Annotated in this window: 21 protein-coding genes; 8 read left to right on the forward strand and 13 right to left on the reverse strand. The window is 74.4% G+C overall.

All coding sequences use genetic code 11. The features are described 5' to 3' along the window. Window positions 1–49 precede the first annotated feature (49 nt). A complete protein-coding gene (locus tag OSB71_RS15205; RefSeq protein WP_265948527.1) occupies window positions 50–856 on the reverse strand; it encodes an acetoacetate decarboxylase family protein in 807 nt (268 codons plus the stop codon). Between the two features lie 351 nt (window positions 857–1,207). Between OSB71_RS15205 and OSB71_RS15210 the strand changes: the two genes are divergently transcribed. Continuing rightward, the gene (locus OSB71_RS15210) at window positions 1,208–2,566 is read left to right on the forward strand and encodes a glutamine synthetase family protein (protein ID WP_265948529.1); all 1,359 of its coding nucleotides are present in this window, start codon (window positions 1,208–1,210) and stop codon (window positions 2,564–2,566) included. A 56-nt stretch (window positions 2,567–2,622) separates the two neighbouring features. Here OSB71_RS15210 and OSB71_RS15215 read toward each other — a convergent pair whose 3' ends face one another. Beyond that, the gene (locus tag OSB71_RS15215; protein WP_265948531.1) at window positions 2,623–4,353 is read right to left on the reverse strand and encodes an amidohydrolase; all 1,731 of its coding nucleotides are present in this window, start codon (window positions 4,351–4,353) and stop codon (window positions 2,623–2,625) included. Between the two features lie 157 nt (window positions 4,354–4,510). Here OSB71_RS15215 and OSB71_RS15220 point away from each other — a divergent pair, with 157 nt between their 5' ends. Further along, the gene (locus OSB71_RS15220) at window positions 4,511–5,251 is read left to right on the forward strand and encodes a type 1 glutamine amidotransferase (protein WP_265948532.1); all 741 of its coding nucleotides are present in this window, start codon (window positions 4,511–4,513) and stop codon (window positions 5,249–5,251) included. Between the two features lie 27 nt (window positions 5,252–5,278). Here OSB71_RS15220 and OSB71_RS15225 read toward each other — a convergent pair whose 3' ends face one another. From OSB71_RS15225 to lipP1, 7 genes are all read right to left on the reverse strand, one after another. Beyond that, window positions 5,279–6,247 (reverse strand): aldo/keto reductase, encoded by a 969-nt coding sequence (locus OSB71_RS15225; protein WP_265948534.1) that lies wholly within the window; start codon window positions 6,245–6,247, stop codon window positions 5,279–5,281. Between the two features lie 64 nt (window positions 6,248–6,311). Next, on the reverse strand, window positions 6,312–7,421 hold the full coding sequence (locus OSB71_RS15230) for a zinc-binding dehydrogenase (RefSeq protein WP_265948536.1): 1,110 nt from the start codon (window positions 7,419–7,421) through the stop codon (window positions 6,312–6,314). A 21-nt stretch (window positions 7,422–7,442) separates the two neighbouring features. Beyond that, window positions 7,443–8,315, reverse strand: a complete 873-nt coding sequence (locus OSB71_RS15235; RefSeq protein ID WP_265948537.1) for a branched-chain amino acid ABC transporter permease — start codon at window positions 8,313–8,315, stop codon at window positions 7,443–7,445. A 60-nt stretch (window positions 8,316–8,375) separates the two neighbouring features. Then, window positions 8,376–9,542 carry an ABC transporter substrate-binding protein gene (locus OSB71_RS15240; protein ID WP_265948539.1) on the reverse strand — a complete coding sequence of 389 codons (1,167 nt, stop codon included), beginning with the start codon at window positions 9,540–9,542 and terminating at the stop codon, window positions 8,376–8,378. Between the two features lie 288 nt (window positions 9,543–9,830). Further along, a complete protein-coding gene (locus tag OSB71_RS15245; protein ID WP_265948540.1) occupies window positions 9,831–11,672 on the reverse strand; it encodes a branched-chain amino acid ABC transporter ATP-binding protein/permease in 1,842 nt (613 codons plus the stop codon). Beyond that, on the reverse strand, window positions 11,669–12,436 hold the full coding sequence (locus tag OSB71_RS15250; protein WP_265948542.1) for an ABC transporter ATP-binding protein: 768 nt from the start codon (window positions 12,434–12,436) through the stop codon (window positions 11,669–11,671). The genes OSB71_RS15245 and OSB71_RS15250 overlap by 4 nt, the downstream gene beginning before the upstream one ends. Beyond that, window positions 12,436–13,380 (reverse strand): LipP1 family hormone-sensitive lipase, encoded by a 945-nt coding sequence (gene lipP1, locus OSB71_RS15255; protein WP_265948543.1) that lies wholly within the window; start codon window positions 13,378–13,380, stop codon window positions 12,436–12,438. The genes OSB71_RS15250 and lipP1 overlap by 1 nt, the downstream gene beginning before the upstream one ends. Window positions 13,381–13,474: 94 nt before the next feature. Here lipP1 and OSB71_RS15260 point away from each other — a divergent pair, with 94 nt between their 5' ends. Beyond that, a complete protein-coding gene (locus OSB71_RS15260; protein ID WP_265948544.1) occupies window positions 13,475–14,902 on the forward strand; it encodes an amidohydrolase in 1,428 nt (475 codons plus the stop codon). Window positions 14,903–14,954: 52 nt separating this feature from the next. Here OSB71_RS15260 and OSB71_RS15265 read toward each other — a convergent pair whose 3' ends face one another. Beyond that, complete coding sequence (locus OSB71_RS15265) at window positions 14,955–15,893, reverse strand: aldo/keto reductase (RefSeq protein WP_265948546.1); 939 nt, start codon at window positions 15,891–15,893, stop codon at window positions 14,955–14,957. Between the two features lie 147 nt (window positions 15,894–16,040). On the opposite strand from OSB71_RS15265, the gene OSB71_RS15270 reads away from it, so the two are divergent. After that, window positions 16,041–17,042 carry a methyltransferase gene (locus OSB71_RS15270; protein WP_265948547.1) on the forward strand — a complete coding sequence of 334 codons (1,002 nt, stop codon included), beginning with the start codon at window positions 16,041–16,043 and terminating at the stop codon, window positions 17,040–17,042. Further along, window positions 17,039–17,779, forward strand: coding sequence for an SDR family NAD(P)-dependent oxidoreductase (locus tag OSB71_RS15275; protein WP_265948549.1), 741 nt, complete (start codon window positions 17,039–17,041; stop codon window positions 17,777–17,779). The genes OSB71_RS15270 and OSB71_RS15275 overlap by 4 nt, the downstream gene beginning before the upstream one ends. Before the next feature lie 204 nt (window positions 17,780–17,983). On the opposite strand, the gene OSB71_RS15280 is transcribed toward OSB71_RS15275, so the two are convergent. The 3 genes from OSB71_RS15280 to hpaD all read right to left on the reverse strand — a co-directional run bounded on the left by OSB71_RS15280 (window position 17,984) and on the right by hpaD (window position 20,501). Continuing rightward, window positions 17,984–18,694: a GntR family transcriptional regulator gene (locus OSB71_RS15280; protein WP_265948550.1), complete on the reverse strand. Its 711-nt coding sequence runs from the start codon at window positions 18,692–18,694 to the stop codon at window positions 17,984–17,986. Between the two features lie 107 nt (window positions 18,695–18,801). Continuing rightward, window positions 18,802–19,548, reverse strand: a complete 747-nt coding sequence (locus tag OSB71_RS15285) for an alpha/beta fold hydrolase (RefSeq protein ID WP_265948551.1) — start codon at window positions 19,546–19,548, stop codon at window positions 18,802–18,804. Window positions 19,549–19,643: 95 nt separating this feature from the next. Further along, complete coding sequence (gene hpaD, locus OSB71_RS15290) at window positions 19,644–20,501, reverse strand: 3,4-dihydroxyphenylacetate 2,3-dioxygenase (protein ID WP_265948553.1); 858 nt, start codon at window positions 20,499–20,501, stop codon at window positions 19,644–19,646. A 215-nt stretch (window positions 20,502–20,716) separates the two neighbouring features. Here hpaD and OSB71_RS15295 point away from each other — a divergent pair, with 215 nt between their 5' ends. The 3 genes from OSB71_RS15295 (at window position 20,717) to hpaE (ending at window position 24,619) form a co-directional block, all read left to right on the forward strand. Next, window positions 20,717–22,153 (forward strand): fumarylacetoacetate hydrolase family protein, encoded by a 1,437-nt coding sequence (locus tag OSB71_RS15295; RefSeq protein WP_265948554.1) that lies wholly within the window; start codon window positions 20,717–20,719, stop codon window positions 22,151–22,153. Window positions 22,154–22,241: 88 nt separating this feature from the next. Further along, entirely contained in the window at window positions 22,242–23,153 is a 912-nt protein-coding gene (gene dapA, locus OSB71_RS15300; RefSeq protein WP_265948555.1) for a 4-hydroxy-tetrahydrodipicolinate synthase, read from the forward strand. Further along, entirely contained in the window at window positions 23,153–24,619 is a 1,467-nt protein-coding gene (gene hpaE / locus OSB71_RS15305) for a 5-carboxymethyl-2-hydroxymuconate semialdehyde dehydrogenase (RefSeq protein WP_265948557.1), read from the forward strand. The genes dapA and hpaE overlap by 1 nt, the downstream gene beginning before the upstream one ends. The last annotated feature ends 230 nt before the right edge of the window (window positions 24,620–24,849 follow it).

A 24,849-nucleotide genomic window follows, 5' to 3' on the forward strand; every position in this document is an offset into this window, starting at 1 on the left:
GGGGATCGGGTCGGTGCGGGGGCCGTTGGGGGCGGGCCGGACGCGCCGGTCACCGGGCCCGGGAGGTGCCTGACGCGAGGAGCCTGCCGCCGTCCCAGACGACGCCGACCTGCCGGTAGTACGCCGCGATCGGCTCGCGGATCTCCAGGCGGGCCAGTTCCTCGTTCGGGGCCTCGAAGAGCTCCAGCTCGGCGTCGGCGGCCCACGCGGGCCCGGCCTCGAAGGCGGCGGCGCCGGACTCGACCAGTTCGTCCAGGGCGAGCCCGCCGCCCTTCTCGATGGAGGGCAGCCAGCGGTGGTGGGCCATGGGGTGACCGTTGACGAAGCCGCCCGTGGCCGAGGGCTCCCGCAGCTCCACCACCGCCTGGGCCAGCCGGCGGTCGCCGGCGGCCAGGGTGGCGCCGAACCGGGCTCCGGGGGCCAGCCGGGGAGCGGGCCCGTGGGGATGCGGCCGGGTCTGGTGGATCGAGCCGAGCTTCTTGGGGTAGCCCTGGTGGAGACCGCGGGCGAGCGCGAAGTCCTTGTCCACCCAGATGTGGACGCAGCGCGAGTAGACGCGCCCCCGGTGGGAGCAGCGCACGACCGCGAAGGCCTCCTTGTACTGCGCGCGCACGGGGTCCAGCAGTTCCTCGCCGGAGGCGCCGCAGGACTGCCAGTCGGCCCAGACGAGCGCGACGGCGCCCGGGTCCTCCTCGGCGAGTTCCAGCGGCTCGGGCAGCAGCTCGCGGACCCGGGCGGGGTCGGTGCGGTACTCGATGGTGATGAGGTCGCCCGAGTAGTGCCACGGGGGAGGGGGGATGAGCGACGACCGGCCGGTCGCCGTCTTGGGCGGGAAGTAGCCGCGGACGCCGGTCACACGTGCCTCCTGTTCGCAGGGCCGTACGGTCTGCCGGGGATGCGGGGATGCGGGGATGCGGGGATGCGGGGATGCGGGGATGCGGGGCGGTGGGGGCCGGGCGCGTGGGCGCCCGGCGGCCCGGGCCGAGGCCGTCTCCGGGAGGGGGAGGAGGAGCGGCACGATAATCGTTTGAGCCCAAACAACATATCCGGGCCTCCGGCTCCGGTCAACACGCCTCCCGGCGGGCGGAAGGGTGCCGCCGCCCCCTTGCCCGCGCCGCCGCTCCCACTTACTGTTTGACCTCAAACGAAATGCGGGAAGGTCAGCTCGGGCCCGCCTGCCCGCCGCGTCCCGCCTGAGGAGCCCCTGGTGAGCGCCCACACACCGCACGAGATCCAGCAGCACGTCGACCGGCTCGCCGCCGCGGGCGTCGACGTCGTCCGCGTCGTCTACCCCGACCTCATCGGCACCGACCGGGCCCGCGACGTGCTGCTCGACCACCTGCCCGCGGCCTGCGAGAGCGGTCTGGGCTTCTGCCGGGCCGTCTACCACACGACCCCGCGCGGCGAGACCGTCCACGTCCCCGGCGGCGGCCTGGAGGCCGGGCTGCCCGACATCGCCGTGCGCCCCGACCTGACCACCCTCGTCCCCCTGCCCTGGGAGCCGGGGGTGGCCTGGTGCCTGGGCGACGTCCTCGACCCGGCCACCGGGGCCCCCGGCCCCGAGTCGCCCCGGGACCTCCTGCGGTCGGTGCTGGCGTCCTGTGCGCAGGCCGGCCTGCGCCTGGTGGCCGGCCCGGAGCTGGAGTACTACTTGTGCGAGGAGTCGGCGGACGCGCCCGGCGGCCTGCGCCGTTACAGCGCGGACACCGGCACCGTCTACACCGCCGGGCTGCGCTCCGACCCGGCCAACCACCTGCTGCGCACCCTGCGCCACCTGCGCGACCTGCGCCTGGACGTCATCAGCGGCAACCACGAGTTCGACGGCGGCCAGTTCGAGATCAACCTCCGGCACGGCGAGGCGCTCCACGCCGCCGACCGCGCCTTTCTCTTCAAGGCCGCCGTCAGGGAACTCGCGCGGCGCGAGGGCCGGGTCGCCACGTTCATGGCCAAGCCCTTCCAGGACGCGGGCGGCTCCGGCTTCCACCTCCACCTGTCCGGGGAGGACCCGGCGGGCGGCAACGCCTTCGACGCCCCCGCGGCCCCCTTCGGGCTGTCGGCCACCGCGCGCCACGCCGTCACCGGCCTCCTCGCGCACGCCCCGGCGCTGGCCGCCCTGCTCAACCCGACCGTCAACTCCTACAAGCGGTTCGGTCCCGACAGCCTGGCGCCCTGGCTCGTCGACTGGGGCCTGGACAACCGCAGCGCCATGGTCCGCGTCCCGCCCGAGCGGGGCGCCGGTACCCGGCTGGAGCTGCGGCTGGGCGACGCCGGAGCCAATCCGTACCTGGCCGTCGCGGCGTCCGCCGCCGCCGTCCTGCTCGGGGTGCGGGCCGGTGAGGAGCCCCCCGCCCCGCTGGAGGGGTACGGCTACGACGGCGCGGCCGCGCGGTCGCTGCCCAGGTCGCTGCCCGAGGCGCTGGACGCGCTGGAGGCCGACACCGCGCTCGGTGAGCTGCTCGGCAAGGAGTTCACCGCCTCCTTCCTCGCCTACAAGCGCGACGAGGCCGAGCGCTTCGCGCGCCACGTCACCGACTGGGAGCGCGCGGAGTACGCCCGGCACCTGTGAGGGAACCGCACGCGGGCCCCCTCCCGGCGCGGAGCCGGGAGGGGGCCCGCGCCGTGCTACGCGCCCGCCGCCCCGCCGGAGCGCTCGTGGACCACCTGCCCGTCGAACACGGTCAGGTCCACCTCGATGCCCGGGATGTCGTGCGGGTCGGTGGCGAGCAGGTCCCGGTCCAGGACGCACAGGTCGGCCACCTTGCCCGGCTCGACGGTCCCCTTCCAGGACTCGGCCAGGTCCTGACGGGCCGGGTGGGCGGTGTAGGCCCGCACCGCGTCGGCGAGGCCGACGCACTGGTCCCGCCCGCTCGGCCGCCCACTGGCCTTGGACTCGCGCAGGAGCATCCCGGCGACCCCCTGCCGCCAGTCCGGCACGGTGATCGGGGCGTCGGAGCTGGCGCACACCGCGATGCCCGCCTCGAACGCCGACCTGACCGGCCACTGGTACGCCGAGCGCCGCTCGCCCACCACCTCGTCCATCAGGTCGGAGATCGTCCACTTGATGGCCGGGTTCATGTTGACCCCGAACCCGTGGGCCGCCAGCCGGGCCAGGCTCGCCGGGGAGACGAAGTCCCCGTGGATCACGTAGTGGCGCGGATCGGCCCGCGGCGCGGCCTCGTTCGCCGCGACGAAGGCGTCCACGACGGTGTCGATGGCCAGGTCGCCGGTGACGTGGACCCCGAGCTGGTACCCCGCCTCGTGCGCGACGCGGATCATCTCGCGCAGCTCCCCGGCCTGCCGCTCGGGGGTGTCCCCGTGGACGCACAGCGCGCCGTGTCCGCCCCCGGCGTAGGGCTCGCTCATCCAGGCGGTGCGGTTGGGCGGTACGCCGTCACCGAAGATCTTGACCCCGACGACGCGCAGCCGGCGGGGGTCGACGGCCGCGCCGCCCTCCAGGGAGGCCCGCAGCGCGGCCAGCCCCTCCCGCAGCTCGGCCGCCGAGCCGCCCGTGGGGGCGGGCAGCAGGAGCACGCTGACGCGGGCCCGCAGCGCCCCGTCCGCCGCCAGCCCGGCGTAGGCGTGCAGCGAGTCGGTGCTCAGACCGCCCAGCAGCGCCCCGCCGCCACCGGGTCCGAGGCCGGGCTCGGTGTAGCTGGTGATGCCGCGGGCGTGCAGCTCCCCGACGAGTGCCTCGATCGCCGTCCGCCGCCGGTCGACGCCGGGCAGGGGCAGGCGGTCCTGGACGAGACGCTGGGCCGCTTCCCGCAGGATGCCGGTGGGTTCGCCGTGCTCGTCGGTGTCGATCGTCCCGCCGGCCGGTGGCACGGTGGCGCCGTCGATGCCGCACGCGCGCAGCGCGGCGGTGTTGACCCAGGCCATGTGGGAGGAGAAGTCGGTGAGGTAGACGGGGGTGTCGGGGGCGGCGGCGTCCAGGTCGCGGCGGTGCGGCATCCGGCGCGCGTCGGCCAGGCACTCGGCCAGGTAGCCGCGGTCCCACCCGAGTCCGGTGACCCACTGACCGGGCCGGGCGGCGCGGACCGCCGCGCGCACGGCGGCCGCCACGTCGGCCAGGGACCCCACGGCCGGGTGCCCCACGTCCAGGGCGAAGGGCGGCTTCGTCAGCGCGTACGCCACACCGTGCAGGTGCGAGTCGTTGATGCCGGGCAGGAGCGTGCGCCCGGCGAGGTCGACGACCCGGGTCTTGGGCCCCGCGAGCGCTCGTATCGCGGCGGTGGTGCCGACGGCCGTGATCCACCGGCCCCGGACGGCCACGGCCTCGGCGGTGGAGAAACGGGCGTCCGCGGTGAGCACCGAGCCGCCGGTGAGGATGAGGGTGGGTGTGGTGTCGGCCATCGAGGGCCCCTTCCGGTTCGTTCTCTGTCCGTCGCCCCCGCCCGGCGGTGCGCCGGCGCGGGGACGCGGTCGCTGGGCACACGGGCCCCGACCGCCTAACATTTGGGGGCAAACGATCTGGGTGCGGTCCGGCCGGGCCGCACGGGAGGGAGGGACCGTGCGCGCACTGGTCGTCCGGCACGAGCACGCCTCACAGCCGGGGTTCGTCGGCGAGCGGCTGGCGGAGCGGGGCTGGGAGCTGACGACCGTGACCGTCGTCCCCGAACGGCACCACCACCGCCCCGCCGTCCGGTTCGACTTCCCCGACCCCCGCGCCTGGGACCTGGTCATCGCGCTGGGCGCGCCGTGGTCGGTCTACGACCACACCACCGTGGGGAGCTGGGTGGGCGACGAGACGGCGTTCCTGCGCGCCGCCCACGACGCCCGCGTGGCCGTGCTCGGCATCTGCTTCGGCGCGCAGGTGCTGGCCTCGGCGCTCGGCGGGGCGGTGGAGGCCGCGCCCCGCCCGGAGATCGGCTGGACCGAGATCGCCACCGACGACCCCGGCCTGGTCGCGGCCGGGCCGTGGTTCCAGTGGCACGGCGACCGCTGCGTGCTGCCCGACACCGTCACCGAGCTGGCCCGCACCGGCGCCGCTCCCCAGGCGTTCACCTCCGGGCGGAGCCTGGGCGTGCAGTTCCACCCGGAGGTGAACGCCGGCGTCCTCCTGCGGTGGCTGGCGGCAGGCGGCCGGGCGCAGCTCACCGCGCGGGGCCTCGACCCCGACCGGCTCCTGGAGCGCACCCGCGCGGCCGAACCCGCCGCGCGGGTGCGCGCACACCGCCTGGTGGACGCCTTCCTGGACCGGGTCGCGGGCACCGGGACGCCGCCCGCGCCCGGTGCCGACACCGCCGGTTAGGGCGGCCTCCCCGGGCGCGCCGGCCCCTCACGGGCCTTCCGGGTCGACCGCGTCCCGGTCGGCCCACAGGGGTTCGACCAGCGACCGCAGGCGCGCGGCGCCGACGCGCTCCAGCACCTCCAGGGCCGCGATGTTCTCCTGGAGCTGCCGGAGGCTGCTCGACCCGAAGAGCACGTTCCCGGCGGCGGGATGGGTCAGCGCGAAGGCGATGCACAGTTGGGCGGGTGTGGCGTCCAGCTCGCGGGCGATGTTTCCCAGCTCGCCCGCGGCCTGCTGGATGCGCGCGCGCACCCCGCCGGGGTCGCGGCCGATCTGCCGTCGGGGGTTCACCTTGCCCGCCAGGATGCCGCCTTCCATCACGTCCGACGCCTGCAGGGTGACGCCGCTCGCGAACACCTCGGCGAACGGGGCGCCGTCCGGGATCGACCGGCGGCACGGGCTGTACTTGAGCTGTGCCATCTGCGGCCCGGGGGAACCGGCGCGCAGCGCGTGCTCGCGGATCGCCAGGACGGCGGAGGCCGACCAGTTGTTCACCCCCCAGCAGCCGATGAGCCCGGCGCGTTCGAGCTCGGCGAGGTCCTCGGCGAGAGCCCGCAGGTCGGTGTCGTCGCGGCGGATGTCCCCGAGCACGGCGATGTCCGCACGGTCGGTCCCCGCCCGCAGGAGGGCGCGCTCGAGCTGCTCCTTCAGCGACTGCCCGGGGTAGGGCTCCAGCCAGAGCTTGGCGGACAGCAGGTAGGCGTCGCGCGCCACGCCCGCGGCCCGCACGACGGCCGAGAACAGCACGTCGGTGAAGACCGGCGGCTGGCCGGGAATCCCGTAGACGCCGACGTCGAACAGGTTGACGCCGCGGTCGACGGCGTGCCGCACCATGGCCACGGCGTCGTGGAAGTCCATGCGGTCGTAAGTGTGCCAGGACCCCAGGGAGAGCACGGACGCCTGCGGTCCTGCGGTGCCGATACGGCGGCGGGGAACGGTCGTGGGTGGCGTGGGCATCTGACTCCTTCGTCGGGCGGACCGCACGGCGGTCCGGGGGGAGGTGAGGGGGAACGGGGTGCGGCTAGGGCTGCCAGGGGTGCACGACGGCCTTGACCTGTTCGAGCCGTGACATCGACTCCACCGCCGCCGACGCCCGGCCGAGCCCCACGGGCTCGCTGAACAGGTCGTCCCAGCGGAAGCGGGAGCGGAAGGTGCGCAGGAACTCCACCGACCGGTGGTAGTCGCCGACGTCTCCGTTGAGGGAGCCGAGCACGGTCAGCTCCTTGCCCATCACGGTGCCCAGCGGGATCGGGTCGGGCCGCGGGCCGGTGCTGCCCACCACCACGAACCGGCCGCCCCAGGCGGCCATGTCCACGGCCTCCGCCCCGACCCCCGGGGCTCCGGCGAGGTCGAGCACCAGGTCGGCGCCCAGGCCGCCGGTGGCGTCACGCACCTGGCCGACGCGCTCGTCCGCGTCGCCGTCCAGGCCGATGGTCACGTCGGCGCCGAAGGAGCGCGCCAGCTCCAGCCGGGCGTCGGGGGCGCCCACGGTGACGACGGTGCCCGCGCCGCTGACGCGGGCCACCGCGGTGGCCAGGAGCCCGAGCGCGCCGGCGCCCTGGACCACGACGCTCGCCCCGGGGCGCACGCCCCCGGCCCGGTCGAAGGCGTGCAGCACGGTCTTGACCGCGCACCCGGCCGCGGCGGCCCAGGTGTCCTCGACGTCGTCGGGCAGGAGGACCTTCAGCGCCCCCGGAGTGACGTAGACGTGCTCCGCCAGGCCCGCGGTGGAGTACGGCCACCGGTCGGCGCGCTGCCGGAAGCCGTAGCCGCGCTCGGAGCAGGCCACCGGCGCGCGCAGCACGGTGCAGCCGTGGCAGTGGCCGCAGACGGACTCCGACCAGCCGATCCGCCGCCCCACGGTGATCTCGCGGCCCAGCGCGTCGACCGTTCCCGGCCCCGCGGCGAGCACGGTGCCCGTCATCTCGTGGCCGAGCACCATCGGCAGCATGTCCGGCAGCGCCATGGCGCCGCTCCACAGGTGGACGTCGGTGGCGCACAGCGTGGCGCAGTCCACCCGTACCAGTGCCGCGCCCGGTTCGCAGGCGTCGGGCAGCGGGATCTCCTCGATCGTCAGCGGTTCCCCGTGGGCGCGCAGGACCGCGGCCCGGGTGAAGGCGGGTATCGACATGTTCGCGTGTGCTTCCTCTCGCTATCGGCTGTGCGCGGTGTCCCACACCTCGTGGCGGCTGCGCCACCACAGCAGCACCACGATCACCAGGAAGGGGACGACGCCCTGGTACTGCTGCACCGCCTCCACCGCCGCGGACAGCCCTTCGAGGCAGCCCAGGACCAGCCCGCCGGCCAGCGTCAGCGGCAGGCTGCGGAAGGCGCCGAGCATCGCGACGGCCAGCGCCGTGTTGATGAGCTTGCCCAGCGTCGAGAAGTCGCCGCCCAGCCGGGGCGCCACCAGCAGGATCACCAGCGTGGTGACGGCCCCGATGACGACCCAGACGACGAGGGCCAGGCGCGGGGCCGCGATGCCCACGACCTGTGCGGTCGACGGCTGCTCGGACAGCGCCTGCAGGCGCAGGCCCACCCGCGTGCGGTGCAGCACGAGCCCGACGCCCGCGGTGATGAGCACCGCGAACGCCAGCGAGACCAGCGCGGACTGCGGCACCACGACGCTGCCGGCGGAGAACACCGGGGCGTCGAAGGGCCGGGGGAAGCTGTGCGCCCCCGTGGTGGTGCTGCCGAACAGCCGCAGCCCCACCGCCATGAGCGCCACGTACAGGGCGACGCTCACGGCGGCCTTGGTGTTCTGGCCGTGCCCGCCGAACCAGCGGACGAGCACCGCTCCCAGCGCCGCGGACAGGGCCGCGCCCGCCGCGACCCCGACGGGCAGGGCGAGCCAGGCGCTCACCCCCGCGTCGGTCAGCGACACCATCACGAAGGCGCCCATCGCGCCCACGGCCGCCATCGTGAAGTTGACCACGGCGACGAGCCGGTAGGTCAGCACCACGCACAGCCCGAGCAGCGCGTACACCCCGCCGCTCGTCAGGCCGGCGATCACTGAGTTCACCATCGGAACCCCCTGGTGGTTCGAGGGCACGCGCGGGGCCGCGCGTGCGCCGGCGGACGGGAGTCAGTTCTGCTCACCGGGGACGATGAAGCCCTCGGGCAGCACCTGCCAGGCGCCGCCCTCGGCCTTCACGAACCGGCTCCCCTTGACGGGGTTGTGCGCCTCGCCGGGGCCGAAGACCCAGGGCGTGCCGACCATGGGGTACTCGACGGGCTCCATGGACTTGAACGCCTCGGTCACCGAGGAGCGGGTGATGTCGCCCTCGATCGTCCTCAGCACCTCGACGAAGACGTCGGCGGACATCACGGCGCCCTGGCTGAAGGCGGTCCGCTGGATCTCGTTCTCCTCGATGATCTTCGACCAGCGTTCGTTGCCCGGCAGGGTGGCGTCGGTGTACGGCTGCCACTCGGTGCCGGCGTAGACGTGCAGGCCCGGCGGGATCGCCTGGGCGTTGGCGTCGGTGTAGCTGTTGGCGCCGACGATGAAGTCCACGTCCTCCATGCCCTGCGTCTTGGCCTGGGCGAAGTAGGGCCCCACCGGGCCGTTGTAGAGGACCGCCTGGCAGCCGGCGTTCTTGTCGGCGACCAGGTACTTGGTCGGGTCGCCCTCGCCGACCGACAGCTCCTGGTGGGCCAGCTCCTTGCCGGTCAGGTCGCTCCACTCCTGGATGGCCGCGTCGACGCCGCCGCCGCTGCCGGGGAGCACGGTGTAGTCGATGCAGACCCGGTCGTGCCCCAGCTCCTCGGAGGCGTAGTAGAGCATCGCCGTCAGCAGGCCGAACGGTCCGGGGTTGACCGGTGCGATGTTCGGGCTGGTGAAGCAGGCCGGGTCGACCCCGACGGCCGGGATGGAGACGATCTCGTGCTTACTGTAGGTGCCGCGGTTGAGCCCGCAGTCCACAGCGCTGGAGGAGCCGACGAGGGCCACGACGCCCTCGGTCTGGATCAGGTCCAGGGCCGCCTCGGTGGACCGCTGCGGGTTCATGGCGTCGTCCACGCTGATCAGTTCCAGCTCGCGGCCGTTGACGCCGCCCGCCTCGTTGACCTCGTCGAAGACCGCCTGGACCGCCTTGGGGACCTCGGGGGTCTGGAAGAGTCCGGTGACACCGTTGATGGAACCGACCTTGATCGGCCCGGTGGTCGCTTCCCCGCCCCCGTCGGTGGAGCAGGCGGCGCTGGCGCCTGCCAGGACCGCCGCGGCCAGGGCCGCGGTCACACGCGCGTGCTTCATGTGGTGCACTTCCTTGTTCTCGACGTTTTCGCCGTTTAAGCCGTTTAAGCCGTTCCCGCCGGTTTTGCCGTTCTCGGCGTTCTCGGCGTTCTCGGCGTTCTCGGCAGTGGTTGCCGCCGGACGGCCTCGGGCGGTCGTCCGGGTGATCCGCTTCCGGGTGGGGGCCGGTCGGGAGCTGGTGCGGGGCGGTGCCCCGGGCGGGCGACGGCGGTCGGCCGTGACCCGGTGCCGCCCGCCCCTGAGGGCGGCGGCCTGGCGGCGGGACCGCGTGGGGTCCCGTGGTGGTGGTCAGGGGACGGGGACGTCCGCCGTGCCCAGGTAGGCGGCCATGACGGCCGGGTCCCGCAGGACCTGCGCGGTCGGCCCCTGGGCGATGACGTGCCCGAAGTCCAGGACGGTCACCTCGCGGCAGGCCGCCCGGACGAGGTCCATGTCGTGTTCGACGAGGAGTACCGAGACGCCGAAGCGCTCGGGGACCTCGGCGAGTCGGCGGCCTAGCGTCAGCGACTCGGCCGCCGACTGCCCGGCGGCCGGTTCGTCGAGCAGGGCCGCCCGGGGGCGGGCGGCGATGGCCGCGGCCACGTCCAGCAGCCGCCGGGTGCCCGCGTCGGTGATGGACACCGGCACGTCACCGGGCGGGCAGCCGAAGAACTCCAGCAGCTCGTCGGCCTCGCCGCGGGACAGCCTGCGGCCCGCTCCGATCGTCAGGTACTCGTACTGGGTGAGCTCGGGGGCGATGGCCGTGGTCTGGAAGGTGCGGCGCAGGCCCCGCCTGGCCCGCGCGGTGGGGCTCAGCCGCTCCAGCGGCTCTCCGGCCAGTTCGACCGTGCCCGCGTAGCCCGCGACGAAGCCGGTGACCGCGGAGATGAAGGTCGACTTGCCGGCGCCGTTGGGTCCGATGAGTCCCACGACCGCTCCGGCGGGCACGGTGAGGTCGACCGCGTCCAGGGCGACCACCTTCCCGTAGCGCACGCTCAGGCCCCGCACCGCCAGGCACGGCCGCTCGTCGGCGGCCCCCTGGGGCGCCGCCGCGGTGGGGGCGGTGCCGGCCGGGAGGTCCGCCTCCCGGGGCGGGCTCGTGCCCTCCGGTGGCTCGGCTGCGGCCGGGGGCGCGGCACCCTCCGGCGCGGTCGGCTCCCGGGGCGGTCCGCTCTGTCCGGGACGGGCGCTCTCGCCCCCGCCGAGCAGCGGGCGGGCCGCGCGTTCACGCCGGCGCGTGCGGGTGAAGTCCGTCTGGCTCACCCCGCTGCGCAGGGCGAACACCGCCGCCACCCCGAAGAGCATCCCGCCCAGGTCCTGGGGCAGCCGCAGTTTGTCCAGGACGGTCGCCATCACCGCGCCGAAGATCCCGCCCATCACCGCGCCCTCGGGGTGGTGCGGCCCGATGAGGATCGCCACCGCGAACAGCGCCAGCGACTGCATCATGGCGAAGTTGCCGGCCACGACCAGGCCCAGTTGCCCGGCCATCAGCCCGCCGCCCACACCGGCGACGAAGGAGCTGATCGCGAAGGCGGCGAGCTTGCTGCGCGCCACCGAGACGCCGTGCGCGGCGGCCGCCCGCTCCGAGTGGCGCAGTTCCGTCCAGGACCTGCCCAGACGGGTGCGGCTCACCCACGTCAGCGCGAGGGCGAGCAGGGTGAAGACGAGCACCGTCAGCACGAAGTACCGGCCGTCGTCGGCGAACATCCCCGGCCGCTGGAGCATCTTCAGCTCGGCCGTGCCGGGGAACTGGTGGATGTTCAAGACGATGTCGGTGGAGACCGCGAAGCCGAAGGTGACCACCGCGAGGTTCACGCCCCTGATGCGCAGCGCCGGCAGGCCGATGGCCACGCCGACCGGGACGGCGGCGAGCCCTCCCAGGACGAGCCACAGCAGGAAGCCGCCGGGCGCGTCGGCCACGTTGAGCCGGAGCACGACCCAGGCGCCGATCGCGGCGAAGGACATCTGGCACAGGGACATCACGCCCACCCGGCCGACGATCACCCCGTAGCTCTGCATGATCACCGCCCCGGTGACCGCGGTGATCGCCAGGTAGATCCAGTACGGGGGCAGGACCACCGGCACCAGCAGGCAGGCCAGCACCGCGGTGCCCAGCCCGGTGGCCAGGGAGCGCTTGTCCGAGGGGGTCATGGTCTCTCGCTCTCTGCCGCGTCGGGGCGTGGGCGGTCGGCGGGCCCGGGGCCGCCGTGCGGCTGCGCCGTTCCGAAGTAGGCCGCGTGCAGCCGTGCGCTGTCGTCCCGCAGGTCGGCGCAGGCGCCCTCGAAGGCGACCCGGCCCTTGCGCAGCACGTAGGCACGGCTGCCGATCTCCAGGGCCAGGTGCGCGAACTGCTCGATGAGCAGGACCGCGATGCCCAGCTCCACCAGGTCGGTCACCGCCCGCATGAGGCGGCGGACCACCACCGGTGCCAGGCCCGCGGACATTTCGTCGATGAGGACGGTTTGGGGTCCGCTCACCAGCGCCCGGCCGAGCACGAGCATCTGCTGCTCGCCGCCGGACAGGCTCCCGGCCTGCAGCGTGCGGCGCTTGTCCAGTTCGGGGAAGAGGCGGTAGGCCGCCTCCGGTCCGCGGTCGCCGGTCTGGGAGACGAGCAGGTTCTGCTCGACGGTCAGCGTGCGGAAGACGGTGCGCGCCTGCTCGACGTAGGCCAGGCCCGCCTGGGCGCGGCGGTAGGTGGGGAGCTTGTCGACGCGGTGCCCGTCGAGCTCCACGGTCCCCCCGCCCGTCCGGGCCAGGCCGGCGATGCCGTCCATCAGGGTCGTCTTGCCCGCGCCGTTCGCGCCCAGCAGGACGGTGACCGAGGCCGGCTCGACGTCCAGCGAGACACCGTGGACGACGGGGACGTCCGCGCGCTTGATGCTGACGTCTTTCAGGGACAGGGCCGGAACGGACATCAGCGGCCTTCCCCGCACGCCGACCGCAGTGCCCGGACGACTTCCGCGTGCGCCCGGGCGGCGTCGGTGAGCTCACTCGCCAGGAGGCCGAAGAAGCCGTGGATGAGGCCGTCGAAGCGCACGAGCTCGACGGCGACGCCCGCGTCCTTCAGGGCGCGCGCGTACGCCTCGCCCTCGTCGCGCAGCACGTCGTACTCGGCCTCCAGTACCAGCGCCCGGGGCAGTCCGGACAGGTCGGTGGCCCGCAGGGGGAGCAGGTAGGGGTCCGCCAGGTCCCGCGCGTCGCGGGGGTACTGGGTGAAGAACCACTCCATCGCGGACGCGGAGAGGAAGTAGCCGTCCGCGTAGTCCGCGTAGGAGGCCCGCCCGTCCCCGCTGTGGCCCACCACGGGCGAGACGAGGACCTGGAGCCGGATGCCGGGCCCGCCCAGGTCGCGCGCCTTGAGGGCGACGACGGCGGCGAGGTTGCCGCCCGCGCTCTCGCCGCCGACCGCGATGCGGCCGGGGTCGGCGGCGAGCGCCGCCGCCTGGTCGTGGACCCAGCTCACCGCCGCGTAGCAGTCCTCGAGGGCGGCCGGGTAGGGGTGCTCCGGCGCGAGCCGGTAGTCGACCGAGACCACCACCGCGCCGGCCGCCGCGCACACCGCGCGGCAGGAGTACTCGTTCTCGTCCAGGGTGCCGATGGTCCAGCCGCCGCCGTGGAACCAGACGAGGACGGGGAAGGGGCCGGCCCCCTCGGGGGTGTAGACGCGCACGGGTATCTCCCCGGCCGGCCCGGGGGCCGTGGTGTCGGCGACACCGCCCACCGGGGGGAGGTCGTCGGGCATCCGCCACACCCGGCGGAACTCCTCGCGCATCGCCTGCGCGTCCAGCGGTGGGGCCTGGCCGGAACTCTCGGCGCTACCGCGCTCGATGATCCGCCGCGCCTCGGGATGCAGGGGCATCGTCACCTCCGATTGCCCAGGTGCGGTGCCGTCGCCACGATCCGGCACTGCAAATCGTATCTGATTCCATGTACGGTAAGGAGCCTCATCGGCGGTGTCTAGAGCGGGAGCGAAGAAGATGCTCGACGAATATCGGGACCTGACCGCGGCGGCCGACCTCGTCCTCACCGGCGGCCCGGTGCACACCGTCGACCGCGCGGACCGCGTGGCCGAGGCGGTGGCCGTCTCCGGCGGGCGCGTCACGCGGGTGGGCACGGCCGACGACGTCGCCCCGCTGATCGGCCGGGGCACCCGCGTCATACGGCTGCGCGGACGGTCGGTCCTGCCGGGCATCAACGACTCCCACCTGCACGGTGTCTGGCTCGGCGCGCTGTGGCCGAACCTGCTGATGGACCAGCTCGCCGACGCGGGCGGCGGGGACGGGCACCACGGCGGCCCCGGTCCGGCCGTCCGGCTGGAGACCGGCGAGCAGCGCCGGCGGGCGATCGCGCGCACCGGGGAGCTGCTGGCACCGCTGGGCGTCACCAGCTACACCGAACCGGGGCTGGGCCCCGGCGAGGACCACGGGGCGACCGGCTGCTTCGGCTCCGCAGCGCTGCACGACTACGCCGACCTCGCCGCGCGCGGCGAGCTGCGCGCCCGGGTCACCGCGCTCCTGCTCTTCGGAGAGCTGGACGGGCCCAGCACCGCCCCCGACCTGCTGCAAGGGCTGCGCGCGTTCCAGGCGCCCGCCGAGGTCCCGGGCTGGTTCCGCGTCGCGGGGGTGAAAATCTTCGCCGACGGCATCCCGCCCATGCGCAGCGCCTGGACGGAGGAGCCCTACCCCGACGGCTCCCACGGGCGGCTGCTGGTCGAGGGCGCCTCGGACGCCGAGCGCGAGGCCGCCCTGGTGTCGATGATCGACGCGGCGCACGCCGCCGGGCACCAGATCGGCGTCCACGCCACGGGCGGCCGGGCGACCCGGGTCGTCGCCGACGCCCTCGCCGCGGCCCGGGCCCGCGACGGCCGGGACGCCCGGCACTACCTGATCCACGGCGACCTGCTGCACCCGCGGACGCTGGCCGTCATGGCCGCGTCCGGGAGCGGGCTGAACACCCAGCCGGGTATCGCGGCGGCGACCGCGGGCATGCTCGCCGGCGCCCTGGGCCCCGACGCCCTCACCCACGCGTGGCCGACGCGCGACGCGCTGGCCGCGGGCGTCCGGCTGTGCCTCAGCTCCGACGCCCCCGTGCTCACGCCCGACTGGCGCGCCGGGCTGGCGGCGGCGGTGACCCGGCGCGGCCTGGACGACACGGTGCGCGGCCCGGAGCAGCGGCTGACCGTCGCCCAGGCCCTGCGCGCCTACACCGTGGGCGCGGCCTGGCAGGACGGCGCGGAGGACTGGAAGGGCTCCCTGGAGCCGGGAAAGGTCGCCGACCTGTGCGTCCTGGAGGCCGACCTGCTCCAGACGGAGGCGCGCGCCCTGCCTTCGGTCCCGGTGGCCCTGACCGTGGTGGACGGCCGCGTGGTCCACGAGGCGTGAGCCGCGCGGGCCGCGGCCGTCGCCGGCCGCGGCCCGCGGTGGTGCGGCGCGCTCACCCGCGCCGGGGAGCGTCCGTGCCCCAGGAGGCGTCGGCGTCCACCACGCCCCGGTCGATCCACAGCTCGGTCACCGCGTCCCGCAGGGCGTCGCCGTGCTCCTGCCACACCCGCACAGCCCCCAGGTTGTCCTCGAACTGGCGCAGGCTACTGGCCCCGAACAGCACGTTGGCGACGGCCGGGTGGGTCAGGCAGAAGGCGACGGCGAGCTGGGCGGGCGTCGCGCCGAACCGCTCGGCCACCCGCTGGACGGCGGGGTAGGCGGCGCTGATGCGGTCGCGGATGCCGCCCGGGTCGGCGCCGATCTTGCGCGCGGGGCGGAGCTTGCCCGCCAGAATGCCCCCCTCGAAGACGTCGGACGCCTGGAGCCCCAGCCCGGCCTCGGAGAACAGCCGCCCGTACGGCGCCCCTTCGGGCACCGAACGCCGGGCCAGGCTGTACTTGAGCTGGGCGAAGGAGGGCGGCGTCATCCCTTCGGCCAGGGCGAACTCGCGGGCGGTCCACACGTCGGCGGCCGACCAGTTGTTCACCCCCCAGGCGCCGAACCGCCCGTCGCGCACGAGTTCGGCCACGTCCGCCACCACGGCGCGGACGTTCAGGTCGCCCACGAAGTCCCCGGCGACGACGAAGTCGGCCCGGTCGGTGCCGACGCGCGAGAGTGAGACCTCGATCTGCTCGGCGAACGAGGACTCGGGGTACTCCCACAGCCACAGCTTGCCGCACAGCAGGTAGTCCTCGCGGGCCAGGCCCGCGTCGGCGACCGCCCTGCCGAAGAGCACGTCGGTGACGGCGTTCTCGGCGTGCGGCCCGAAGTTGTAGTGGGCGACGTCGAACAGGTGGGCGCCGCGGTCGACCGCCCGGCGCACGAGTTCGGCCGCCTCCTCCTTGTCCATGCGGTCCCAGGTGTTCCACGAACCGAGGCCGAAGACCGGCACACGCGGTCCGTCCGTGCCAAGCGGGCGGCTGGGCAACCGAGTTGGGTCGTTCATCGCGAACCTCCGATGGTGGTGCGCGGCCACTGGCCGCCGGAGCACTGATCGTATAACATTCAGCATATTCTTCGGCATCCAAGGAGTGCACCCATGTCCCATGGACCGGACCACACCGACCCCGCAGGACCGGACGGCATCGTGAGCGTCGCCATCGGCTACATGTCCGCCAAGCAGCTCTTCGCCGCGAGCGAGGCCGGGGTGTTCGCGGCCCTGTCCGACGCCCCGGCGAGCGCCGCCGAACTCGCCGAGCGCACCGGCCTGCCCGAGCAGACCGCCCGCATCCTCGCCGACTCCATGGCGGGCCTGGGCCTGCTCGTGCGCACCGACGGGCACTACGCCAACACCCCCAGCACGCAGCGCTACCTGGCCGGCGGGGGAGACGACGTCGACCTGCGGCCCTTCCTCGCCTTCCTCGACTCCGTCAGCTACGGCCACTGGCTCGGCTTCGGCGACACCGTCCGCACCGCGCGCCCCGCCCCGCTGGACCTCGACGGCGACCGGATGGGCACCTTCCTCTCCGGCGTGATGACCTACAACGCCCTGCACGCCCGGATGCTCGCCGAGCACTACGACTTCTCCCGGCACCAGCGGCTGCTGGACCTCGGCGGCCTCTCGGGCTCCTTTCTGGCCGAGGCGCTGCGCACCGCGCCCGGGGCCCGGGGCGTGTTCTTCTCCGGCGGCCAGCTCGTCGAGCACGCCCGCACCACGCTGGCCGACGCCGGGGTCGGCGACCGGGTCGAGATCGTCGAGGGCGACCCGGTGGCCGGCGAGGTCCCCTCCGGCTTCGACCTGGTGCTGCTGGAACACGTGGCCCACCGGTTCGACGCCGAGCAGAACCGGCGCATCGCCGAGCGGGCGCGCCAGGCCGCCGCCCCGGGCGCGACGCTGCTCCTGCTGGACTTCTTCCTGGACTCCCAGGCGCAACAGCGCAGCATCGACGCGCTGCACGCGGGGGAGTACCTGGTCATCGACGGCACCGTCGTCTACCCGGAGGACGAGGTGCGCGGCTGGCTGCGCGCGGCCGGCTGGGAGCCGGTCGAGACGCGCGCGCTGCCGGGCAGCCCGCGCGTGCTGATCGCGGAGGCCCGGTGAGCGCCGCCGGCCGCGTCGTCCTGGTCACGGGCGGCGCGAGCGGGATCGGCCGGGCCCTGGCCGAAGCCTTCACCGCCCTCGGTGACCGGGTGGCCGTGGCCGACGTGGACGCCGCCGCCGCGCACCGCACCGCCGGGGAGTGCGGCGGCACCGCCGTGACGCTGGACGTCACCGACCCCCGCTCGGTCACCGCGGGCCTGGACCTGGTGGCCGAGCGGCTGGGTCCGGTGGACGTCCTGGTGAACAACGCGGGGGTCGTCGCCGGCGGCGGCCTCCTGGTGGAGCTGCCCCTGGAGGTCTTCGACACGGTGGTGGCCGTGAACCTGCGCGGGACGTTCACCGTCACGCAGGCGGTCGCGGCGCGCATGGTCGCGGACGCACGCGCGGGCAGCGTCGTCAACATCAGCTCGATCGGCGCCCGGCAGCCCACCGCCGGGCTGGGGCACTACGAGGCGACCAAGGCCGCGGTGGACGCCCTCACCCGGACGGCCGCCCTGGAACTCGCACCGCACGGCATCCGGGTCAACGGGGTGGCACCCGGCCCGGTGCACACGCCGATGACGGCCGGGCTCATGGAGGACCCGGCGGCCCGGGAGGCGTGGGAGGCGCGCATCCCGCTGGGCCGCATCGCCACCACCGGCGACATCGCCCCGCTGGTGACGTTCCTGGCCTCCGCGCAGGCCGGACACGTCACGGGGGCCGTGGTCCAGGTCGACGGCGGTCAGCTCCTGGTGTGAGCGGCACGGCGGGCACGCGCGCGGGGCCCGGCACACCGACCGGGGAGGTGGTGGGCCGGGCCCCGCGTCGGTGGACGTGCCCGGCCGCGCGCCCGGGCCCTCACCCCCGTGTCCGCGCCGCGCGACGCCGGCCGCGGGCCCGGGCATGCGCCGGCCGCGCGCCCGGTCGGGCGGTGGTCGTGCGCCCCGGCCGCGCGGTCGGCGTCAGCCGGCGCTCCGGTTGCCGTCCGGGCCGGGCGGGGTCTGCGCGCCGTGCAGCGCCTCGGCGGTGGCGATCTTGTGGTCGCAGGCGACGCGTTCGATCTCCCGCGCCTCGGCGCCCGTCTCGATCAGGCGGAGCAAGTCGGCGTGCTCCTCGACCGAGCGGCGCGCGCGGCCGGGGACGAAGGTGAACGTCGAGCGCCGCATGTGGTCCAGCCGCGCCCACTCCGACTCCAGGAGCGCGCCGAGGTGCCGGTCCGGGCAGTGCCGGTAGAGGGAGAAGTGGAAGTCCCGGTTGAGCGCCGTGAAGGCCGCCGGGTCGAACGCCTCCAGGGCCTGGAACATGCCCTCGTTGATCTCCCGCGAGGCCGCCAGGTCCTTGGGGCCCATGTGGGGGGCGGAGATGGCGGTCGCGTACCCCTCCAGCCTGGCCAGGACCTGGAGCGAGTGCTCCACCTGCGTGGCGTCGAAAGTCGCCACCCGCGCACCGACGTTGCGCACGACCTCCACCAGTCCGTCGGACTGCAGCCTGCGCACGGCCTCGCGCACCGGGATGGTGCTGATCCCGGCCTCCTTGGCCAACTGGTTGACCACCAGTCGGTACCCCGGCACGTAGGTGCCGTCAAGGATGCGAGACCGCAGCAGCTCGTAGCTGAGCTCCGCCTTGGACTCGTTGGAATCCTTGGCCTTCTTGGCCCTCGTCCCCGGACTCACTGACGTTCCCTCACTCTCGACCGGCATCCGCGTCCTCGCTGTGGACCGGCTCGCGGTTAGCGGCCGGGAGCCGACGGCTGCCGCCGCCTTCGGCGCCTCCCCCGTGGTCACCGCGCGAGGACTCTCAGGACAGTGTGACGGAACGCGTCACCGGAAAGGGCCTGTTGGTGGTCGCCGGGCACACTCACCAGCTCCGCCACACCCAGTACGCCGAGGACCTGCTCCGTTCCGCGCACCAGCATGTCGTCCTGTCCCACCACGAGCACCGGCGGGGTGGCACCGGCCCAGGCCGTCGGACGGAACGGCGTGCTGCGCAGGCCCTCCACGCACCGCACCAGGCCGGGCGCCGCCTCGCCGTGGGCGCGCACCATGCCCGCCACGGCCGCGGTGAGGGGGTCGCGGGGCTCGCCCGCGCCGCCGACCGCGGCCCGCAGGGCCTCGACGTCCACCGCCTCGAAGGGTTCGGCCGGGCCCAGCCCGCCGAGCACCGCGCGCTCCACCCGGTCGGGGGCCGTCGCGGCGAGTTCCCAGGCGATCCTGGCCCCCAGCGAGTAGGCCACCACGTCGGCGGTCCTGGCCCCCTGCGCGTCGAGCAGGGCGAGCAGGTCCGCGGCGAAGCCGGCGGCCGTCACCTCCCGCGCGGCCGCGGGCGCCGGGCTGCTGCCGTGCCCGCGCAGGTCGGGGAGGACGACCGTCCGCCCGGCGCCGGTCAGGGCCGCGGCGATCCCGGTCTCCACCCAGTCCGTGTGGCCGCTGGAGCCGAAGCCGTGCAGCAGGAGCACCGGCGGCGCCGCCGCGGCGGCGCCCCGCTCGGGCGTGAGGATTCGGACGGCCAGGTCCGCTCGGTCCCGCATTCTTCCGGAACTCTCCATCACATCAGATACCATTCTCGATTGTATCCCGCTCGTACGGGACGGGCTTGACCGGCCGGGCGGACGTGCGGTCGGAATCAGCCGTTGCGGCCCGGCACGGGGAAGTCCACGACGACCTGCCCGGTGCCGCTGCTGCCGAAGTAGGGGCACAGCAGCTCGCCGCGCCCGGTGTACTCCTCCCAGCCGAGCAGCCCGAAGAGCATCGCCGTGTCCGCCATGGCCCCCTCGCCGGTGCACCGCCGGTTGTAGTCCGGGAGCATGTCGAGGAACTCCCTGGCCCTGCCCTGGGTCCACATCTCCAGCACCGCCGCGTCCACCTGGCGGTTGATCTCGCTGCTCACCTCGTTGAGCAGCGACTCGGCGATCTCGTTGGGCGGGAAGGCGTGCGAGAGGGAGCCGCTGGCCAGGAAGGCCACCTTGCGGTCGCTGCGCAGCACGGCCCGCAGCAGGGCCCGCCCGATCCGCCGGTTCTCCTCGATCGTGGAGTAGATGTTGCAGCCGATGGGCAGCACGCGGATCGCGGCGTCGTCGTTCATGAAGTACATCGGCACGAGGGTGGCGTACTCCAGGCCCAGGTCCCGGTAGGTGTGGACGCGCGCCTTCTGCCCGCCCGCGGCGATCTCCTCGCGCACCAGCTCGGCGAGTTCGGGGTCGCCGGGGTAGTCGTACTCCAGGTCGTGGATGAAGTGCGGCAGCTCGTGACTGGCGTAGGACGCCCGGTGGCGCTCCTTGCCGTTGAGGTGGAAGCCGATGCTGTTCATCCAGTGCGTGTCGGCCACCAGGAAGGTGTCGGCGCCCCGCTCGCGGGCCCGCCGGCCGATCTCGGTGAGTGCCTGCTCCGCGGGGCGGCGGATCCCGAAGTGCCGGCCCGGCTGGATGGACAGCCAGATCGACGGCACATGAGTGATCTTGGCCGCCATGACGATCTCTCCCATCACGCCCCTCCCGGGTGTGTGTACGCCTCGCACCCGGCGAAGGCGTCGTTGGTGCGCGCGCCCGGCACCGTCGGCGCGGGCGGGGTGTGACTCCTTCGCCTCGCGCGGTACCGGGTGACCGGAGTGCCGGTCGGGTGTCTCAGATCATGTACGAAGACAAATATCTTGTCCATAGCCCTCGCCAACCGGATCACTCATCGTGCATCATCTCGTATATGATTCAGGTCGACACGGACCACCCGCTGGGGCTGGCCCCCCAGAAGATCATCGCGGTCCACCTCAACTACCGCAGCCGTGCGCGGGAGCGGGGGCGCACGCCCGACGCGCCCTCCTACTTCCTCAAGCCGCCCTCGTCGCTGTCCTGGTCGGGACGGCCGGTGGTGCGCCCGGCCGGGTGCGAGCTGCTCGCCTTCGAGGGCGAGATCGCCCTCGTCATGGGGTCCAGGGCCCACCGGGTCCGCCCGGAGCGGGCGCTGGAGCACGTGGCCGGCTACGCAGCCGCCAACGACTTCGGCGTCTACGACCTCAAACACGCCGACCTGGGCTCCAACCTCCGCGCGAAGGGCCAGGACGGGTACACCCCCGTCGGCCCGGTGCTGCTCACCGACGCCGACCCCGCGCGGCTGCGGCTGTGCACCTACGTCAACGGCGAACGCGTCCAGGACGCCGGCACCGAGGAGCTGCTGTTCGGCTTCGACCTGCTCATCGCCGACCTGTCGCGGCTGATGACCCTGGAGCCCGGTGACATCGTCCTCACCGGCACCCCGGCCGGGTCCACCGTCGTGCGGCCCGGTGACGTGGTCGAGGTGGAGCTCAACGGCACCGGAAGGCTGCGCAGCGAGATCGTCGCCGACACCGGGGAACTGCCCGCGTGGGGAGCGCGGCCCCGGGCCGACGCGGCCACCCGCGCCGCCGCCCACGGGCCCGCGCACGGTGCCGCCCCGCCGCCCGCCTCGCCGCTGGACGAGGAGACCGCCGGGCTCCTGCGCTCGGTCTCCACCGCGACGCTCTCCTCGCAGCTACGCCGCCGCGGCGTCGACCACCACTTCATCGAGGGCGTGCGTCCCACCCGGCCGGACCTGCGCATGGTGGGAGTGGCCAGGACCCTGCGCTACCTGCCGCTGCGCGAGGACGTCTTCGCCGAGGTGGGCGGCGGGATGAACGCGCAGAAGCGCACGGTGGAGGAGATCCGCCCCGGCGAGGTACTGGTCATCGAAGCGCGCGGCGAGCGCGGCGCCGGCACCCTGGGCGACATCCTGGCGCTGCGCGCCCTGCGCCGGGGCGCCGCCGGTGTGATCACCGACGGCGGGCTCCGGGACAGCCCGACCTTCGCCGACCTGGAGCTGCCCGCCTACTACGCGGTGCCGCACGCCGCCGTACTCGGCCGCCGGCACGTCCCCGTCGACTCCCAGGTGCCGGTGGCCTGCGGCGGCGTGCTCGTGATGCCGGGCGACGTGCTCGTCGGAGACGCCGAGGGTGTCGTCGTCCTCCCGCCCGCCCTGGCCGCCGAGGTCGCCCGGGACGCGGCCGAGCAGGAGGCCGAGGAGCGGTTCATCCACGCGCAGGTGGACCAGGGGGCCTCGGTGGACGGCCTGTACCCGATGAACGAGACCTGGCGCGAGGTCTACCGCGAAGGGCACGGGGGCGCGTGAGCCGCCGCACCCCCGGCCGCGGCGGCGCGCCTGCGGGCGCGCGCCGCCAGGACCCGCCGCGCACCCACCCCAAGCCAAGGAGGACCACATGAAGTTCCGTTCGGACCCGGCGGCCGTCCGCGGGTCCATCGCCCCCGTCGTCACCCCCTTCACCGACAGCGGTGAGCTCGACCTCGCGTCCCTGCGGTCGCTCGTCCGCTGGCAGATGGAGCAGGGCTCGCACGGCATCTCGACGGGGGGCTCCACCGGCGAGCCGGGAGCCCTCGACGCCCGGGAGCGGGTCGCGGTGATGGCCGCGGTCGCCGAGGAGACGGCCGGCCGCGTGCCGTTCCTGCCCGGAACCGGCTCGGCGAAGCTTGAGGAAACCCTCTGGCTGACCGGCGAGGCACAGCGGCTGGGAGCGGACATCGCCCTGGTCATCACGCCGTACTACGCCCGGCCCACCCAGGAGGGCCTCTACCGCTGGTACGCCACGGTGGCCTCCGAATTCCCCGACCTGCCGATCGTCATCTACAACGTGCCCTCCCGCACGGCGGTGGACATCGCGCCGCAGACCGTCGGCCGGCTCAGACGGGCCCACGACAACATCGTGGGCATCAAGGAGACCACCAAGGACTTCGAGCACTTCTCGCACGTGCTGCACCACTGCGGCCGTGACTTCCTCATGTGGTCGGGCATCGAACTGCTGTGCCTGCCGCTGCTGGCCATCGGCGGCGTCGGCTTCGTCAGCGCCGCCGCCAACCTGGCCCCCGCCGCGGTGGCCAGGATGTACACCGCCTACGTCGAAGGCGACCACCGGACGGCCCTGGACCTGCACTACGCCCTGCACCCGCTGGTCGAGCTGCTGTTCGTGGAGACCAACCCCGCCCCGGCCAAGTGGGTGCTCCAGCAGCGCGGTCTGATCACCTCCGGGCACGTCCGCCCGCCACTGGCCCCGCCGACCGAGGCGGGGATCGCACGTATCAACGAACTTCTGGCCCACAGCGAGGGAGCGGCGTGATGAACCTGGAGCACTACATCGACGGGCGGCACGCCCCCAGCGTCTCCGGCGCGACCTTCCCCGTGCTGGAGCCGACGACGAACGAGCCCTACGCGACGGCCTCGGCGGGCGGACCCGAGGACGTCGACGCCGCGGTGGCCGCCGCGCACCGGGCCTTCACCGACGGCCCCTGGCCCCGCATGAGCGGCCAGGAGCGCGCGGCGGTGCTGCGCCGCATCGCCACCGCCATCGAGTCGCGCGACGAGGAGATCGCCGCGCTGGAGTGCCGCGACACCGGCCTCCCGATCACGCAGGCACGCGGCCAGGCACGCCGGGCGGCGCACAACTTCCGCTTCTTCGCCGACGTCATCACCACGCTGAGCGAGGACGTCTACCGGGTCGCCTCGGCCCAGCTCAACTACGTCCTGCGCAAGCCCGTCGGGGTGGCGGGCCTGATCACCCCGTGGAACACCCCGTTCATGCTGGAGACGTGGAAGCTGGCCCCCGCCCTCGCCGCGGGCTGCCCCGTCGTCCTCAAGCCCGCGGAGTGGTCACCGCTCTCGGCGGGGGTGCTCCCCGAGGTGATGGAGGAGGCCGGACTGCCGGCCGGGGTGTTCAACATGGTCCACGGCATCGGCGAGGACGCGGGCGCCGCGCTCGTCGCCCACCCGGACGTGCCGGTGATCTCCTTCACCGGTGAGACGGGCACGGGGCAGACCATCATGCGCGCGGCCGCCGACCACCTCAAGACCCTCTCGATGGAGCTCGGCGGCAAGTCCCCGCTGCTCGTCTTCGACGACGCCGACCTCGAACGCGCGCTGGACGCCGCGGTGTTCGGGGTCTTCTCGCTCAACGGCGAACGCTGCACGGCCAGCTCCCGCGTCCTGGTACACGAAGCGGTGTACGAGACGTTCGTGGAGCGGCTGGCCGACCGCGCGGCCCGGGTGCGGGTGGGCGCGCCCGACGACCCGGACACCGAACTCGGGGCGCTGATCCACCGGGAGCACTACGACCGCGTGCTGGACTACGTCCGCGTCGGCACCGAGGAGGGTGCCCGGCTGGTGGCCGGCGGGACGCGCCCGCCCGGGATCGCCGACGGCAACTTCCTGTCGGCCACCGTCTTCGCCGACGTCACGCCCGGCATGCGCGTCTTCCAGGAGGAGATCTTCGGGCCGGTGGTGTGCGTCACCCCGTTCACGGACGAGGCGCAGGCGTTGGAACTGGCCAACGCGACCCGCTACGGACTGGCCGCCTACCTGTGGACCAACGACGTGCGGCGCGTCCACCGGATGGCCCAGTCGCTCGAGGCCGGGATGCTCTGGGTCAACTCCCAGAACGTGCGCGACCTGCGCACGCCCTTCGGCGGCGTCAAGGCCAGCGGTCTCGGCCGGGAGGGCGGGCGGCACAGCATCGACGTCTACACCGAGTCCCACATCGTCCACGTGGCGACCGAGGAGCTGCCGGTCCTCCGCTTCGGCACGGCCTGACGCCCCCGCCCCGCCGGCCCCGGGCCGGCCGCCCCCGGACCGCCCCGGGCGACGGCCGGCCCGCCCGGCACCCCGCCACCCCCCGCCGCGGCGCCGGGTGAGCAGCCGCAGGGCGTGCCTCGGGGTGCCGGCGCGGTGTCCCTGACCAGACCCGGCGACGGAACGCGAAGTCGGATTCTCGCCAGCGTCGGCGCATGGCGACCCGCAGTCTGGACGCATGACGACAGTGA

This window comes from Streptomyces marinisediminis (assembly GCF_026262575.1).
GTDB lineage: Bacteria > Actinomycetota > Actinomycetes > Streptomycetales > Streptomycetaceae > Streptomyces > Streptomyces marinisediminis.